The 13442-nt window shown below is 58.4% G+C and carries 13 protein-coding genes; all 13 read left to right on the top strand.

The features are described 5' to 3' along the window. Nucleotides 1-11: 11 nt before the first annotated feature. Nucleotides 12-1517, top strand: a complete 1506-nt coding sequence (gene glpK, locus JQ848_RS04850; RefSeq protein WP_003443190.1) for a glycerol kinase GlpK — start codon at nt 12-14, stop codon at nt 1515-1517. Between the two features lie 136 nt (nt 1518-1653). After that, nucleotides 1654-2409, top strand: a complete 756-nt coding sequence (locus tag JQ848_RS04845) for a DeoR family transcriptional regulator (RefSeq protein ID WP_003443202.1) — start codon at nt 1654-1656, stop codon at nt 2407-2409. A 255-nt stretch (nt 2410-2664) separates the two neighbouring features. Continuing rightward, the gene (glpD, locus tag JQ848_RS04840; RefSeq protein WP_003443204.1) at nt 2665-4203 is read left to right on the top strand and encodes a glycerol-3-phosphate dehydrogenase; all 1539 of its coding nucleotides are present in this window, start codon (nt 2665-2667) and stop codon (nt 4201-4203) included. Nucleotides 4204-4562: 359 nt separating this feature from the next. Continuing rightward, the gene (locus JQ848_RS04835; protein ID WP_003443212.1) at nt 4563-5483 is read left to right on the top strand and encodes a glutamate/aspartate ABC transporter substrate-binding protein; all 921 of its coding nucleotides are present in this window, start codon (nt 4563-4565) and stop codon (nt 5481-5483) included. A 202-nt stretch (nt 5484-5685) separates the two neighbouring features. Then, complete coding sequence (locus JQ848_RS04830) at nt 5686-6432, top strand: amino acid ABC transporter permease (RefSeq protein ID WP_003443214.1); 747 nt, start codon at nt 5686-5688, stop codon at nt 6430-6432. After that, a complete protein-coding gene (locus JQ848_RS04825) occupies nt 6432-7106 on the top strand; it encodes an amino acid ABC transporter permease (protein ID WP_003443216.1) in 675 nt (224 codons plus the stop codon). Before JQ848_RS04830 ends, JQ848_RS04825 begins: the two co-directional genes overlap by 1 nt. Then, complete coding sequence (locus JQ848_RS04820; protein ID WP_003443218.1) at nt 7103-7837, top strand: amino acid ABC transporter ATP-binding protein; 735 nt, start codon at nt 7103-7105, stop codon at nt 7835-7837. Before JQ848_RS04825 ends, JQ848_RS04820 begins: the two co-directional genes overlap by 4 nt. Before the next feature lie 129 nt (nt 7838-7966). Beyond that, nucleotides 7967-9871, top strand: coding sequence for a two-component sensor histidine kinase AauS (aauS, locus tag JQ848_RS04815; protein ID WP_003443220.1), 1905 nt, complete (start codon nt 7967-7969; stop codon nt 9869-9871). Next, nucleotides 9868-11193 carry a two-component response regulator AauR gene (aauR, locus tag JQ848_RS04810; protein ID WP_202210313.1) on the top strand — a complete coding sequence of 442 codons (1326 nt, stop codon included), beginning with the start codon at nt 9868-9870 and terminating at the stop codon, nt 11191-11193. Before aauS ends, aauR begins: the two co-directional genes overlap by 4 nt. Nucleotides 11194-11201: 8 nt before the next feature. Next, nucleotides 11202-11528, top strand: a complete 327-nt coding sequence (locus tag JQ848_RS04805; protein ID WP_177412970.1) for a GlpM family protein — start codon at nt 11202-11204, stop codon at nt 11526-11528. A gap of 188 nt (nt 11529-11716) precedes the next feature. Next, the gene (locus JQ848_RS04800; RefSeq protein WP_003443225.1) at nt 11717-12637 is read left to right on the top strand and encodes an arginase family protein; all 921 of its coding nucleotides are present in this window, start codon (nt 11717-11719) and stop codon (nt 12635-12637) included. After that, complete coding sequence (locus tag JQ848_RS04795; RefSeq protein WP_202210312.1) at nt 12634-13008, top strand: DMT family transporter; 375 nt, start codon at nt 12634-12636, stop codon at nt 13006-13008. Before JQ848_RS04800 ends, JQ848_RS04795 begins: the two co-directional genes overlap by 4 nt. A gap of 10 nt (nt 13009-13018) precedes the next feature. Further along, nucleotides 13019-13438 carry an EamA family transporter gene (locus JQ848_RS04790; RefSeq protein WP_010655655.1) on the top strand — a complete coding sequence of 140 codons (420 nt, stop codon included), beginning with the start codon at nt 13019-13021 and terminating at the stop codon, nt 13436-13438. The last annotated feature ends 4 nt before the right edge of the window (nt 13439-13442 follow it).

Below are 13442 nucleotides of genomic sequence, written 5' to 3'. Positions count from 1 at the left end.
AAGGCAATCAAATGACCGACATTCAGAATAAGAACTACATCATTGCGCTGGACCAAGGCACCACCAGTTCGCGAGCGATCATCTTCGATCGTGACGCAAACGTAGTCTGCACCGCGCAACGCGAGTTTCAACAGCACTATCCGCAGCCAGGCTGGGTCGAACATGACCCGATGGAAATTTTTGCCACCCAAAGCGCGGTCATGGTCGAAGCCCTGGCTCAAGCCGGCCTGCATCATGATCAGGTTGCGGCGATCGGCATCACCAACCAGCGGGAAACCACGGTTGTCTGGGACAAAATCAGCGGGCGTCCGATCTACAACGCCATTGTCTGGCAGTGCCGGCGCAGCACCGAGATCTGCGAGCAGCTCAAGCGCGACGGTCACGAGCAATACATCAGCGACACCACCGGCCTGGTGACCGACCCGTACTTCTCCGGCACCAAGCTGAAGTGGATCCTCGACAACGTCGAAGGCAGCCGCGAGCGCGCACGTAATGGCGAACTGCTGTTCGGCACCATCGACAGCTGGCTGATCTGGAAATTTACCGGCGGCAAAACCCACGTAACCGACTACACCAATGCTTCGCGCACCATGCTCTTCAACATCCACACCCTGGACTGGGATGCCAGGATGCTTGAGGTGCTGGATATCCCTCGCGAAATGCTGCCTGAAGTGAAATCGTCTTCAGAGATCTACGGGCGTACCAAAAGCGGCATCGCCATTGGCGGTATTGCCGGAGACCAACAGGCCGCGCTGTTCGGTCAGATGTGCGTTGAGCCGGGCCAGGCCAAAAACACCTACGGCACTGGCTGTTTCCTGTTGATGAACACCGGCTCCAAGGCCGTCAAGTCGACTCACGGCATGCTGACTACCATTGCCTGCGGCCCACGAGGCGAAGTGGCCTACGCACTGGAAGGCGCTGTGTTCAACGGCGGCTCCACAGTGCAGTGGCTGCGTGATGAATTGAAAATCATCAACGACGCCCATGACACCGAATACTTCGCCAACAAGGTCAAAGACAGCAATGGCGTGTACCTGGTACCTGCGTTCACCGGCCTGGGGGCTCCTTACTGGGACCCGTATGCCCGTGGCGCACTGTTCGGTCTGACCCGTGGTGTCCGCGTGGATCACATCATCCGTGCCGCGCTGGAGTCGATTGCCTACCAGACACGCGATGTACTGGATGCCATGCAGCAAGACTCGGGCGAACGTCTCAAGGCCTTGCGCGTAGATGGCGGCGCTGTCGCCAACAACTTCCTGATGCAATTTCAGGCAGACATTCTCGGCACCATGGTCGAACGTCCGCAAATGCGTGAAACCACTGCCTTGGGCGCGGCCTACCTGGCCGGTCTGGCCTGCGGCTTCTGGAGCAGCCTGGAAGAGTTGCGAGGCAAGGCGGTGATTGAACGCGAGTTCGAACCTGCACTTGAAGATGCTTGCAAAGAGAAGCTCTACGCGGGCTGGAAAAAGGCCGTGAGCCGTACTCGTGACTGGGAACCCCACGAAGAAAGCAACTAAACACGCCCTGATAAGCGAGCAGCGGATACCTTTGGTATTCGCTGCTACGCCTATGGTTCATGGCACCTGCGAGTAGCAGGCAGCGCTTTCCTGCGGCATGATGGGCGAATTTGCTTCGCCGCCCAAAGGAAACTCCATGAATCTGCCTCCACGCCAACAGCAGATCCTCGAACTCGTTCGCGAACGTGGCTATGTCAGCATCGAGGAAATGGCTCAGTTGTTCGTCGTTACACCGCAGACCATCCGTCGCGACATCAATCAGTTGGCAGAAGCCGACCTGTTGCGTCGCTATCACGGTGGCGCCGCCTATGACTCCAGCGTTGAAAACACCGCCTACGCCATGCGCGCCGACCAGATGCGCGATGAAAAACGCCGTATTGGCGAAGCCATCGCCGCCCAGATTCCCGATCACGCCTCGATTTTCATCAATATCGGTACCACTACCGAGTCCATTGCCCGGGCGCTGCTCAACCACAATCACCTGAAAATCATCACTAACAACCTGCATGTCGCTTCAATCCTGAGCGCCAAGGATGATTTTGAGGTCCTGATAGCCGGCGGCAACGTGCGCCGCGATGGCGGTATCGTGGGCCAGGCCAGCGTCGACTTTATCAACCAGTTCAAGTTCGACTTTGCACTGGTCGGTATCAGCGGCATCGATTCAGACGGCAGCCTGCTGGATTTCGATTATCAGGAAGTGCGTGTTTCCCAGGCCATCATCGCCAATGCCCGACAGACCATTCTCGCCGCTGACTCCAGTAAATTCGGGCGCAACGCGATGGTCCGCCTCGGGCCTATCAGCCTGATCGATTGTCTGGTCACCGACCAGCCGCCGGTCCCGGAACTTGCGCAACTGCTCGCCCAGTACAAAATCCGCCTGGAAGTGGTTTAACACCACACCGCACAAACTCCCGCAGGAGCGAGTGTGCCTCGCGATGACAGCACGGCCAGGCCCATGCATGCCTCGCGTGAATCGCGAGGCAACTGGCCCACGCGCTAAAATGTTCGAAATTCTTCCTTTTCCCCTCCTTCGATGAGTTTTTTCAATCGAAGCGCGCTGGCTCTGTCGGCCTTTATCCGCTACCATTTTCGAAAATGAACATTAATGTTCGAATTCAAATATGCGTAAAGAACGCGAGGCCTACATATGTCCCTGACCACCTTGCCTGCCACTCCCCTCGCCGAGGTTTACGATGTCGCCGTCATTGGCGGTGGAATCAACGGGGTAGGGATCGCGGCAGACGCTGCCGGTCGAGGCTTGTCTGTGTTCCTTTGCGAAAAAGACGATCTGGCCAGTCATACCTCGTCCGCCAGCAGCAAGCTGATTCATGGTGGCCTGCGTTACCTGGAGCATTACGAGTTCCGCCTGGTGCGCGAAGCCCTGGCCGAGCGCGAAGTGTTGCTGGCAAAAGCCCCGCATATCGTCAAACCCATGCGCTTTGTCTTGCCCCATCGCCCGCACTTGCGCCCGGCATGGATGATCCGTGCCGGCCTGTTCCTGTATGACCACCTGGGCAAGCGTGAAAAGCTCGCCGGTTCTACCAGCCTCAAGTTCGGTACCGACAGCCCGTTAAAAGCAGAAATCACCAAAGGCTTCGAATACTCGGACTGCTGGGTGGATGACGCACGCCTTGTAGTACTCAACGCCATGGCTGCGCGGGAAAAAGGTGCGCATGTACATACCCAGACCCGCTGCGTCGGAGCTCGTCGCAGCAAAGGCTTGTGGGAGCTGAATCTTGAGCGCGCTGACGGCAGCCTGTTTTCGATTCGCGCCAAGGCTTTGGTCAACGCTGCCGGGCCCTGGGTGGCCAAGTTCATCAAAGACGATCTCAAGCTGGACTCGCCATACGGCATTCGCCTGATTCAGGGCAGCCACCTGATCGTTCCGAAGCTGTATGACGCACCCAACGCCTTCATCCTGCAGAACGAAGACCAACGGATAGTGTTCACCATTCCGTACATGGACCAGTTCACCATCATCGGTACTACTGACCGCGAATACACCGGTGACCCGGCCAAAGTCAGCATCACCGAACAGGAAACCGACTATCTGCTGAACGTGGTCAACGCCCACTTCAAACAGCAAGTGAGCCGTGCCGACATTCTGCGCACTTACTCCGGCGTACGCCCGCTGTGCAATGACGAGTCGGACAACCCGTCGGCGGTCACCCGTGACTACACCCTGGCACTGTCCGGCGTGCCGGGCGAAGCACCTTTGCTGTCGGTGTTTGGTGGCAAGCTGACCACTTACCGCAAGCTGGCTGAATCGGCCATGGCCCAACTGACGCCGTACTTTACTCAGATCAAGCCAAGCTGGACCGCCAAGGCCACCCTGCCGGGTGGCGAAAACATGACTACCCCGCAAGCCCTCAGCGCTGCCCTGACCAGCAAATACAACTGGCTGGATGCTGCCATTGCCAAGCGCTGGGCAATCACCTATGGCAGCCGCTCATGGAACCTGCTGGACGGTGCGCAAGGTCTGGACGATATGGGTGAGCATATCGGCAGCGGTCTCTACAGTCGTGAAGTCGACTACCTGTGCACACAGGAATGGGCACTGGATGCACAGGACATCCTGTGGCGCCGGACCAAGCTCGGCTTGTTCACCACGGCCCAAGAGCAGGAACACCTGGCGCAATACATGGCCACACTGGACTTGAAGCATCGCAAGGTAGCAGCCGCTTGATGGCATGACGCGCGGCATGAACGAGCCTGCTCGCGAAGGTACCCTCCCCGGTTTTCTGACAACCGGATTGCCTTCATCGCGAACAGGCTCGCTGCTACAGCCCGGTTTCATTCGGTTTTCCGAACGGCAAGCCCCACATTGATTCGGCTTTCCGGGCATTCCCTATCGACAGCCATTCTTGAAATATTAAAAAATCCTTACAAATCATATAGATGAGCATTATTCACGCGTTTGGCACGACTCATGCTCTACACTCTGAGCCGAATGCTTAAACAGTGCTCAAGCCTGTTGGGCTATTCCTAGTACAAAAAGGGTCCGCAAACGGGCTCAATAAAAAAAACAATGTCGAGGAAACATCGATGCGCATCGTTCCGCAACTTTTGAGCGCAGCTATTGCTGCAGCTCTGATTAGCACTCCAGTTTTTGCAGCCGAATTGACCGGCACACTGAAGAAAATCAAAGAATCCGGCACCATCACCCTCGGGCATCGTGACTCCTCCATCCCGTTCTCTTACATCGCTGATGGCTCCGGCAAGCCGGTTGGCTACTCCCACGATGTGCAACTGGCAATCGTCGAAGGGCTGAAAAAGCAACTCGACATGCCCGACCTCAAGGTCAAGTACAACCTGGTCACTTCCCAGACCCGCATCCCGCTGGTGCAGAACGGCACCGTTGACGTTGAGTGTGGTTCCACCACCAACAACGCGGAACGCGCCCAGCAAGTAGACTTTTCGGTCGGCATCTTCGAAATCGGTACTCGTCTGCTGTCCAAAAAGGACTCGCCTTACAAGGACTTCGCTGACCTGAAAGGCAAAAACGTGGTCACCACCGCGGGCACGACTTCGGAGCGCATCCTCAAGGCGATGAACGCCGACAAGCAGATGGGCATGAACGTGATCTCGGCAAAAGACCACGGCGAAGCCTTCAACATGCTTGAGTCGGGCCGCGCTGTAGCCTTCATGATGGATGACGCACTGCTGGCCGGTGAAATGGCCAAGGCCAAGAAGCCAACAGACTGGGCCGTGACCGGCACGCCACAGTCGTACGAAATTTATGGCTGCATGCTGCGTAAAGGTGATCCTGACTTCAAGAAAGCCGTGGATGACGCCATCATCACTTACTACAAGTCTGGCGACGTCAATAAATCCTACGCCAAATGGTTCCAGTCCCCTATCCCGCCAAAAGGTCTGAACCTCGACTTCCCGATGAGCAAAGAGCTCAAAGAGCTGATCGCCAACCCGAACGACAAGCCGGCACCTGAAGAAAAACCAGCGGCCTGATCCCTGGCTGAGGCGACTGGTGAGCGCGATTGAACGCGCTCACCAGTCTTGTTCACCGGCTGTACTGCTTCTTACTGCATTAGAGAACACTCGAACCCCTGATGATCGAGCGGGCTCGGTGTGCCTGACGGACCCTGTCGGGTGAGAACGGATTCCCTGAAGCAAGTGCTTTTTTATAGACCCATCTGAGGGGAGACCCTGCATGAATTACAACTGGGACTGGAGCGTGTTCTTCAAGTCCACCGGCATAGGCAGCGAGACATATCTCGACTGGTTTATCTCCGGTCTGGGCTGGACCATTGCGATCGCTGTTGTCGCCTGGATTGTTGCACTGATACTGGGTTCGATGCTGGGCGTCATGCGCACCATGCCAAACCGCCTGGTAGCCGGCATCGCCGGGGTGTACGTGGAAATCTTCCGCAACGTACCACTGCTGGTTCAACTGTTTATCTGGTACTTCCTGGTACCCGACCTGCTGCCGCAGAACCTGCAGGACTGGTACAAGCAAGACCTCAACCCGACCACCTCGGCCTACCTGAGCGTTGTCGTGTGTCTGGGTCTGTTCACCGCCGCCCGTGTCTGCGAACAGGTACGTACCGGTATTCAGGCCCTGCCCCACGGGCAAGAAGCCGCCGCGCGCGCCATGGGCTTCAGCCTGTCGCAGATCTACTGGAACGTGCTGCTGCCACAAGCCTACCGAATCATCATTCCACCGCTCACCTCCGAATTTCTGAACGTGTTCAAGAACTCGTCTGTGGCATCGCTGATCGGTTTGATGGAGTTGCTGGCGCAAACCAAACAGACGGCAGAGTTTTCCGCCAACCTGTTTGAAGCCTTCACCCTGGCCACGCTGATTTACTTCACCCTGAACATGAGCCTGATGTTGCTGATGCGCCTGATCGAGAAGAAAGTCGCGGTGCCCGGCCTGATGTCATTGGGGGGCAAATAATGGACTTCTTCGATTTCAGCGGGATTGTTCCTGCCCTGCCGGGCCTGTGGAACGGCATGCTCATGACCTTGAAACTCATGGTCCTGGGCGTTATCGGCGGTATTGCCCTGGGCACCGTGCTGGCGTTGATGCGTTTGTCGTCCAGCAAGTGGCTGGCCAACCTGGCCGGCGCTTACGTGAACTACTTCCGCTCCATCCCGCTACTGCTGGTCATTACCTGGTTCTACCTGGCGGTCCCGTTCGTACTGCGCTGGATCACCGGCAAAGACACCCCGATCGGTGCATTCGAATCATGCATGGTGGCATTCGTCATGTTCGAAGCCGCCTACTTCTGCGAAATCGTGCGGGCCGGCGTACAGGCCATTCCCAAAGGCCAGATGGGCGCAGCCAAAGCGCTGGGCATGAGTTACGGCCAGGCCATGCGCCTGATCATCCTGCCCCAGGCCTTTCGCAAAATGACCCCGCTGCTGTTGCAACAGAGCATCATTTTGTTCCAGGACACCTCGCTGGTTTACACGGTTGGCCTTGTGGACTTCCTCAATGCCTCGCGCTCCAGTGGCGACATCATCGGCCGCTCCAATGAGTTCCTGATCTTCGCCGGTCTGGTGTATTTCATCATCAGCTTTTCCGCCTCGCTGCTGGTCAAGCGTCTGCAAAAAAGGTTTGCCGTATGATCTCGATCAAGAACATCAACAAGTGGTACGGGGACTTCCAGGTACTGACCGACTGCAGTACTGAAGTCAAAAAAGGCGAAGTGGTTGTAGTCTGCGGCCCGTCCGGCTCCGGTAAATCGACCCTGATCAAGTGCGTCAACGCCCTGGAACCGTTCCAGAAAGGCGACATCGTGGTCGATGGCACTTCGATTGCCGACCCGAAGACCGATCTGCCAAAACTGCGCTCGCGGGTGGGCATGGTGTTCCAGCATTTCGAACTGTTCCCGCACATGACCATCACCGAAAACCTGACGATCGCGCAGATCAAGGTATTGGGGCGCAGCAAGGAAGAAGCCACCAAAAAGGGCCTCGAACTGCTGGAACGCGTTGGCCTCTCGGCACATGCCCACAAGCACCCGGGACAACTCTCCGGCGGCCAGCAACAGCGCGTAGCCATTGCCCGCGCACTGGCCATGGACCCGATCGTCATGCTGTTTGACGAACCGACCTCGGCCCTCGACCCGGAAATGGTTAACGAAGTACTGGACGTGATGGTGCAACTGGCCCACGAAGGCATGACCATGATGTGCGTCACCCATGAAATGGGCTTTGCACGCAAGGTCGCCAACCGGGTGATCTTCATGGACCAGGGCAAAATCGTCGAAGACTGTGAGAAAGAAGAGTTCTTCGGTGATGTAACGGCCCGTTCCGAGCGTGCGCAACACTTCCTCGCCAAAATCCTGCAGCACTAAGCAGCACCATTCCTTGCAGGAGCGGGCTGGTCTCGCGATCTTCCAAAAGATCGCGAGGCAAGCTCGCTGCTACAGGAGATTTCTGTTAATCGGCTGCTCTTGCGCAGTGGTTGACCCAAGGCATCTGTGATGAAATGCGACCCCACTATTTATCGCGGTGCCCCGCCCTCACTTGCCGTGAAACCTCGTCTGCTCCGCCATTTGCTGTTACCCCCGCTCATCCTGCTGCTAACCATCGGGCTGGGCTACGCGGGCTATCGCGTCAGCGAACACTTTGGCATCCGCAGCCTCAGCGAGAACGGTGAGCGTCAACTTGAACTCCATGCACGCACTGTCGAGAGTGAGCTCGGCAAATACACCTACCTGCCCAGCCTGCTGGAGCTGGAGTCCAGTGTTTCGCATTTGCTGGCAGATCCGACCGCGCAGAACCGGGTTACCGTCAATCAATACCTCGAAGGCCTAAACCGCCGCAGCCGCAGCCGTGCCATTTATGTACTGGACACCACGGGCCGGGTAATGGCCACCAGTAACTGGCGCGACGCCGACAGCTACCTGGGCGAAGACCTGTCTTTCCGGGCCTACTTTCAAGACGCAGTGCGCGGTCAGCCGGGACGTTTTTACGGCATTGGCAGCACCTCCGGCGAGCCGGGCTACTACCTGGCCCACGGTCTGGAAGAACAAGGCAAAATCATTGGCGTTGCGGTGATCAAAGTCCGCCTCGAAGCCCTTGAGGAGCGCTGGCAACGCGCCCGGCTCGAAGCCTATGTGAGCGATGAAAACGGCATCATCATTCTGTCGAGTGATCCGACCCGCCGCCTGAAATCGGTCCGCCCCCTGACCGCCGACACCAAAGAGCAGCTGGCGCGCAGCCTGCAGTATTACTGGTGGCCGCTTAATGAGCTGCAACCTGTGGAACGTGAGCATCTGGCCGAAGGCGTAGAAACCGTCACCTTTGCCGCCAGTAGCGGACTGGCCAAGGATGAAAAGGAAGTCAGCTATCTGGCCCAGACCCGCAAGCTCAACGACACGCCCTGGGAAATAACCCTGCTCACCCCATTACAAGACTTGCGCCGCGAAGCTGCCAATCAGGGCATGCTGGTGGCGGTGGCCTTTGCCCTGCTGGCCTTCTTGCTGATTGCCTGGAACGAGCGGCGCAAAGTGATAGCAACCAGGCTTGCGGCCCGCGAAGCCCTGCAAGAAGCCAATAACCAGCTCGAACGCAAAATCACGGAACGCACCGCCCACCTGCGTGCCAGCAACGAACGGCTCAAGGGCCAGATTCGCGAGCGCCGTCAGGCCGAAGACACCCTGCGCCGGGCCCAGGACGAACTGGTCCAGGCCGGCAAACTGGCCGCCATCGGTCAAATGTCCACCAGCATTGCCCATGAACTGAATCAGCCATTGGCCGCCTTGCGCACACTGTCGGGCAACACCATAAGGTTTCTCCAGCGCGGCGACCTGAAGGTAGCGGCGGACAATCTCAACACCATCAACAATCTGGTGGACCGCATGGGCCGCATCACTGCCAACCTGCGCTCCTTTGCCCGACGCGGCGATGACCAGGGCCAGGCCAGCCTGGGCAAGGCAGTGGAGGCGACCCTGCAACTGCTCGCGCTTCGCCTGGAAGCAGCCGGAGTTGAACTGCAGCGCGATTTCAGCGACGTCCAGCTCAAGATCGACCAGACCCGGCTGGAACAGATCCTCGTCAACCTGATTGGCAACGCTCTGGACGCCATGCAGGACCAGGCAGCCCCCAAAAAGCTGTGGCTGGAAGGCGAACCCGGCGACGGCAAGTACCGCCTGCGAGTACGTGACAACGGTCCCGGCATCGACCCTGAAAGCCGAAAACACCTGTTTGAACCCTTCTTCACCACCAAACCCGGCGAGCAGGGTCTGGGCCTGGGCCTGACCCTGTCGGCCAGCCTGGCCGCCGCTGCCGGCGGCAGCCTCAGCGTCGAGTTCCCGGCCACTGGTGGTGCTGCGTTTGTCCTCTTATTACCGCTGTTGCAACCCGCTAAGGCCGAGCCGATATGAATAACGAGCTGACCGTCCTGATTGTCGAAGACGACCCCCATGTCCTGCTCGGATGCCAGCAGGCGCTCGCGCTCGAAGATATTCGCAGCGAAGGCGTGAGCAGTGCTGAACAAGCCCTGGCAATGGTCGGGGACAACTTCCCCGGCATTGTCATCAGTGACATCCGCCTGCCCGGGATCGATGGTCTGGAGCTGCTGAAACGGCTCAAGGCCCGTGATCGCAGCCTGCCGGTGGTACTGATTACCGGGCATGGCGATATTTCCATGGCCGTGGGCGCCATGCGCGATGGCGCCTATGACTTCATGGAGAAACCTTTTTCTCCTGAACGCCTGGTCGACATCGCACGCCGGGCCCTGGAGCAACGCGGCCTGGCCCGGGAAGTGTGGTCACTGCGCCGGCAGCTGGCCGAGCGTGATTCCCTTGAGGGCCGGATCATCGGCCGCTCGCCCGCCATGCAGCAATTACGCGAATTGATCGCCAACGTCGCCGATACCTCGGCCAACGTGCTGATTGAGGGCGAAACCGGTACCGGCAAGGAGCTGGTCGCCCGCTGCCTGCACGACTTCAGCCGTCGCCAGCCCCGGCAATTCGTCGCGCTCAACTGCGGCGGGCTGCCGGAAAACCTGTTCGAAAGCGAGATATTCGGTCACGAGGCCAATGCCTTTACCGGTGCCGGCAAGCGTCGGATCGGCAAGATCGAACATGCCGACGGCGGCACCCTGTTTCTCGACGAAGTAGAAAGCATGCCGCTCAACCTGCAGATCAAACTGCTGCGGGTGCTGCAGGAGCGCTCACTGGAGCGCCTGGGCTCCAACCAGAGCATCGATGTCGATTGCCGGGTGATTGCCGCCACCAAGTCCGACCTCGATCAGCTGAGCAAAGTCAGCCAGTTTCGCAGCGACCTCTATTACCGGTTGAATGTGGTGACACTCGAGCTGCCGCCTCTGCGCGAGCGCCGCGAAGACATCCTGCAACTGTTCGAGTACTTCCTGCAGCAATCGTCTCTGCGTTTCGACCGCACGGCGCCTGAACTGGATAACCAGACCCTGTCCAACCTGATGAGCCATGACTGGCCGGGCAACGTGCGAGAGCTGCGCAACGTGGCCGAGCGTTTTGCTTTGGGCCTGCCGGCCTTCAAGAAATCGGGCGGCAACGTCGCTCAGGGCCTGGGCTTTTCGGAAGCGGTGGAGGCGTTCGAACGCAATCTGCTCAGCGATGCACTACAACGCAGTGGCGGCAACCTGACCCAGGCCAGCCAGGAGTTGGGCATGGCCAAAACCACACTCTTCGACAAGGTCAAAAAATACGGGCTGGCTCACTGATGGATTTAATTCTGAAAGCTGCGCTGGGCGCCGCCGTGGTAATCATCCTGGCGATGCTGGCAAAAACCAAAAACTACTACATCGCAGGTCTGGTCCCGCTGTTCCCGACTTTTGCCCTGATTGCCCACTACATCGTCGGCAAAGGGCGCTCACTGGACGACCTGAAAACCACCATCGTCTTCGGCATGTGGTCGATCATTCCCTACTTCGTCTACCTCGCAGCACTCTACGTACTGGTGGATCGCATGCGTCTTGAAGCCTCTTTGGCACTGGCCGCCGTGGCCTGGCTGATCGCCGCAACCGTACTGGTCAGTGTCTGGGTGCGCTTGCACTGATCGCCAGGAACGAGCTTGCTGACGGTAGCAACGTCGCGCTGCACTTGAAATACCCGGGGGCCTGGATCGCAAGCTGTCTCGTTCCAGCAGAGATCCACACCCGCCGAAATTCTGGCCCGCCCCTTGCATTTACCCCCTGACGCCCGCCTGGTCTGACCCGGCGGTGAATAAACGGGGGTACATAGCACATGAACATTCTCGATCTGGATCACAGCCTGACCCACCAGGCGCCCATTGCGCTGCGGCTGGCCGATGGTCGCGCGATCCGTATGGATTTACTGGCCCTGGGACCGAAATTGCGTTTGTGGTCCACCGAACGCAATTACCAGCGCTTCGCCAAATTACTGCAGGAACGTCCCAGGCGGGCGGCCCACAGGCCTGAAATATTCTTCGTCGGCTCCGGTGATTATCATCACCTGACCCCGGCCCTGCTGGCAGACCTGCACGAGCCTGTCACCCTGATCCATTTCGACAACCACCCCGACTGGGTGCGCTTTGCTCCCCGCCGGCATTGCGGTTCATGGATCAACCGGGCGCTCAGACTGCACAATATCAAGCGTATCGTCACCCTTGGCCCCTGCAGCGATGACCTGAAAAGCCCGCAGTTCAAAGGCGCCAACCTGGGGGCCCTGCGCAGCGGGGCTCTGCAACTCTTTCCATGGCGCCATGCGCCCACCAAAGTCTGGGGCCGCATCGGCGATGGCGCAGGCCATGAGCAACACGAAAATCTCCTGTACTGGCGCAACCTGGCCGATCAGGACTGGCCCACCTTTATCGACAATCTAATCAAGAACCTGCCCACCACAGGGGTGTGGATCAGCATCGACAAAGACGTGCTGGCCAGCGAAGACGCCGCCACCAACTGGGATCAGGGCGGCATGCGTCTTACCCACCTGCTCCACGCCATACGCGCCCTGGCCACCAGCAAGCGCGTACTGGGGATCGACGTCTGCGGCGACTTCGCCAGGGCCCCACACAGCAACCTGTTCAAACGCTGGGAGGCCAAGTCAGATCAGCCGCCACCAGAACGCTGGAGCGAAAGCGATTTGTTACGCAACTCAACCACCAACAAAGCCCTGATTTCGTTGTTCGAGGAGCTGTTTCCGTGACTTTGACTGTTATTGCGCTAGTGGCGTTTTCCATCGTTCTCGATGTGATCGGCCAACTGTGTTTCAAAATCGGCCTCGACCGGTTACCCGAACTCGAAGGCGGCTTTCGCCTCAACGCGTTCTGGGGCCAGGTGTTCCAGGCTCCCATGCTGTGGGCGGGTATCGCTGCCTACGTGATCGAATTTTTCATCTGGCTTGAAGCCTTGTCCCGGGCGCCGCTGAGTTTGTTGTTTCCGGCCGCAGCGCTGGCCTATTGCGGCGTGGTCTTCGCCGGCAAGGTGTTTCTTGGTGAACACGTCAGCCGTCGCCGCTGGATGGGCACTCTGGTGATTACCCTCGGCGTGTTGCTGGTCAGCATCGCCGGATCTTAGGAGATTAATCATGCAAAACTCTGAACCGATGAATCTGCCACAAAGTGGATGGCTGCATGGGCGGCTGGGTACGGTTGTACTGTGGGCATTGCTGATCATCCTGGAAAGCGCAGGGCAAATAGCGACCAAAGTCGGCGGCGATCAGTTGGGCAATACGGATTTCACCCTGCAATGGCTGCACGACATGCTGCTCAATCCCGGGGTATGGGCAGCCATTGCCTGCTATATCGGCGCATTTTTCGTGTGGATGCTGATATTGCGCCGCAGCAGCCTGTCGTTGGCGTTTCCGCTGAGTTCGCTGGTATTCGTGGGGGTGCTGCTGGGGTCGTGGCTGGGCCTGGGTGAGCACATCAGCGCGCTGCACTGGGCGGGCGTGGCGGTGATCATTGGCGGGATTGCCTTGCTGGCTGACGGCGAGCCGGAGCACTGAAAGA

The organism is Pseudomonas paraversuta, assembly GCF_904067025.1.
GTDB lineage: Bacteria > Pseudomonadota > Gammaproteobacteria > Pseudomonadales > Pseudomonadaceae > Aquipseudomonas > Aquipseudomonas paraversuta.
Note: the sequence above shows the minus strand (reverse complement) of the source record. Positions and strands in the feature narration are given on the sequence as shown.

What these genes read in the sequence shown, in the direction of transcription:
- glpK (WP_003443190.1), top strand. Translation starts at nt 12, where the DNA reads ATGACCGACATTCAGAATAAGAACTACATCATTGCGCTGGACCAAGGC.
- JQ848_RS04845 (WP_003443202.1), top strand. Translation starts at nt 1,654, where the DNA reads ATGAATCTGCCTCCACGCCAACAGCAGATCCTCGAACTCGTTCGCGAA.
- glpD (WP_003443204.1), top strand. Translation starts at nt 2,665, where the DNA reads ATGTCCCTGACCACCTTGCCTGCCACTCCCCTCGCCGAGGTTTACGAT.
- JQ848_RS04835 (WP_003443212.1), top strand. Translation starts at nt 4,563, where the DNA reads ATGCGCATCGTTCCGCAACTTTTGAGCGCAGCTATTGCTGCAGCTCTG.
- JQ848_RS04830 (WP_003443214.1), top strand. Translation starts at nt 5,686, where the DNA reads ATGAATTACAACTGGGACTGGAGCGTGTTCTTCAAGTCCACCGGCATA.
- JQ848_RS04825 (WP_003443216.1), top strand. Translation starts at nt 6,432, where the DNA reads ATGGACTTCTTCGATTTCAGCGGGATTGTTCCTGCCCTGCCGGGCCTG.
- JQ848_RS04820 (WP_003443218.1), top strand. Translation starts at nt 7,103, where the DNA reads ATGATCTCGATCAAGAACATCAACAAGTGGTACGGGGACTTCCAGGTA.
- aauS (WP_003443220.1), top strand. Translation starts at nt 7,967, where the DNA reads ATGAAATGCGACCCCACTATTTATCGCGGTGCCCCGCCCTCACTTGCC.
- aauR (WP_202210313.1), top strand. Translation starts at nt 9,868, where the DNA reads ATGAATAACGAGCTGACCGTCCTGATTGTCGAAGACGACCCCCATGTC.
- JQ848_RS04800 (WP_003443225.1), top strand. Translation starts at nt 11,717, where the DNA reads ATGAACATTCTCGATCTGGATCACAGCCTGACCCACCAGGCGCCCATT.
- JQ848_RS04790 (WP_010655655.1), top strand. Translation starts at nt 13,019, where the DNA reads ATGCAAAACTCTGAACCGATGAATCTGCCACAAAGTGGATGGCTGCAT.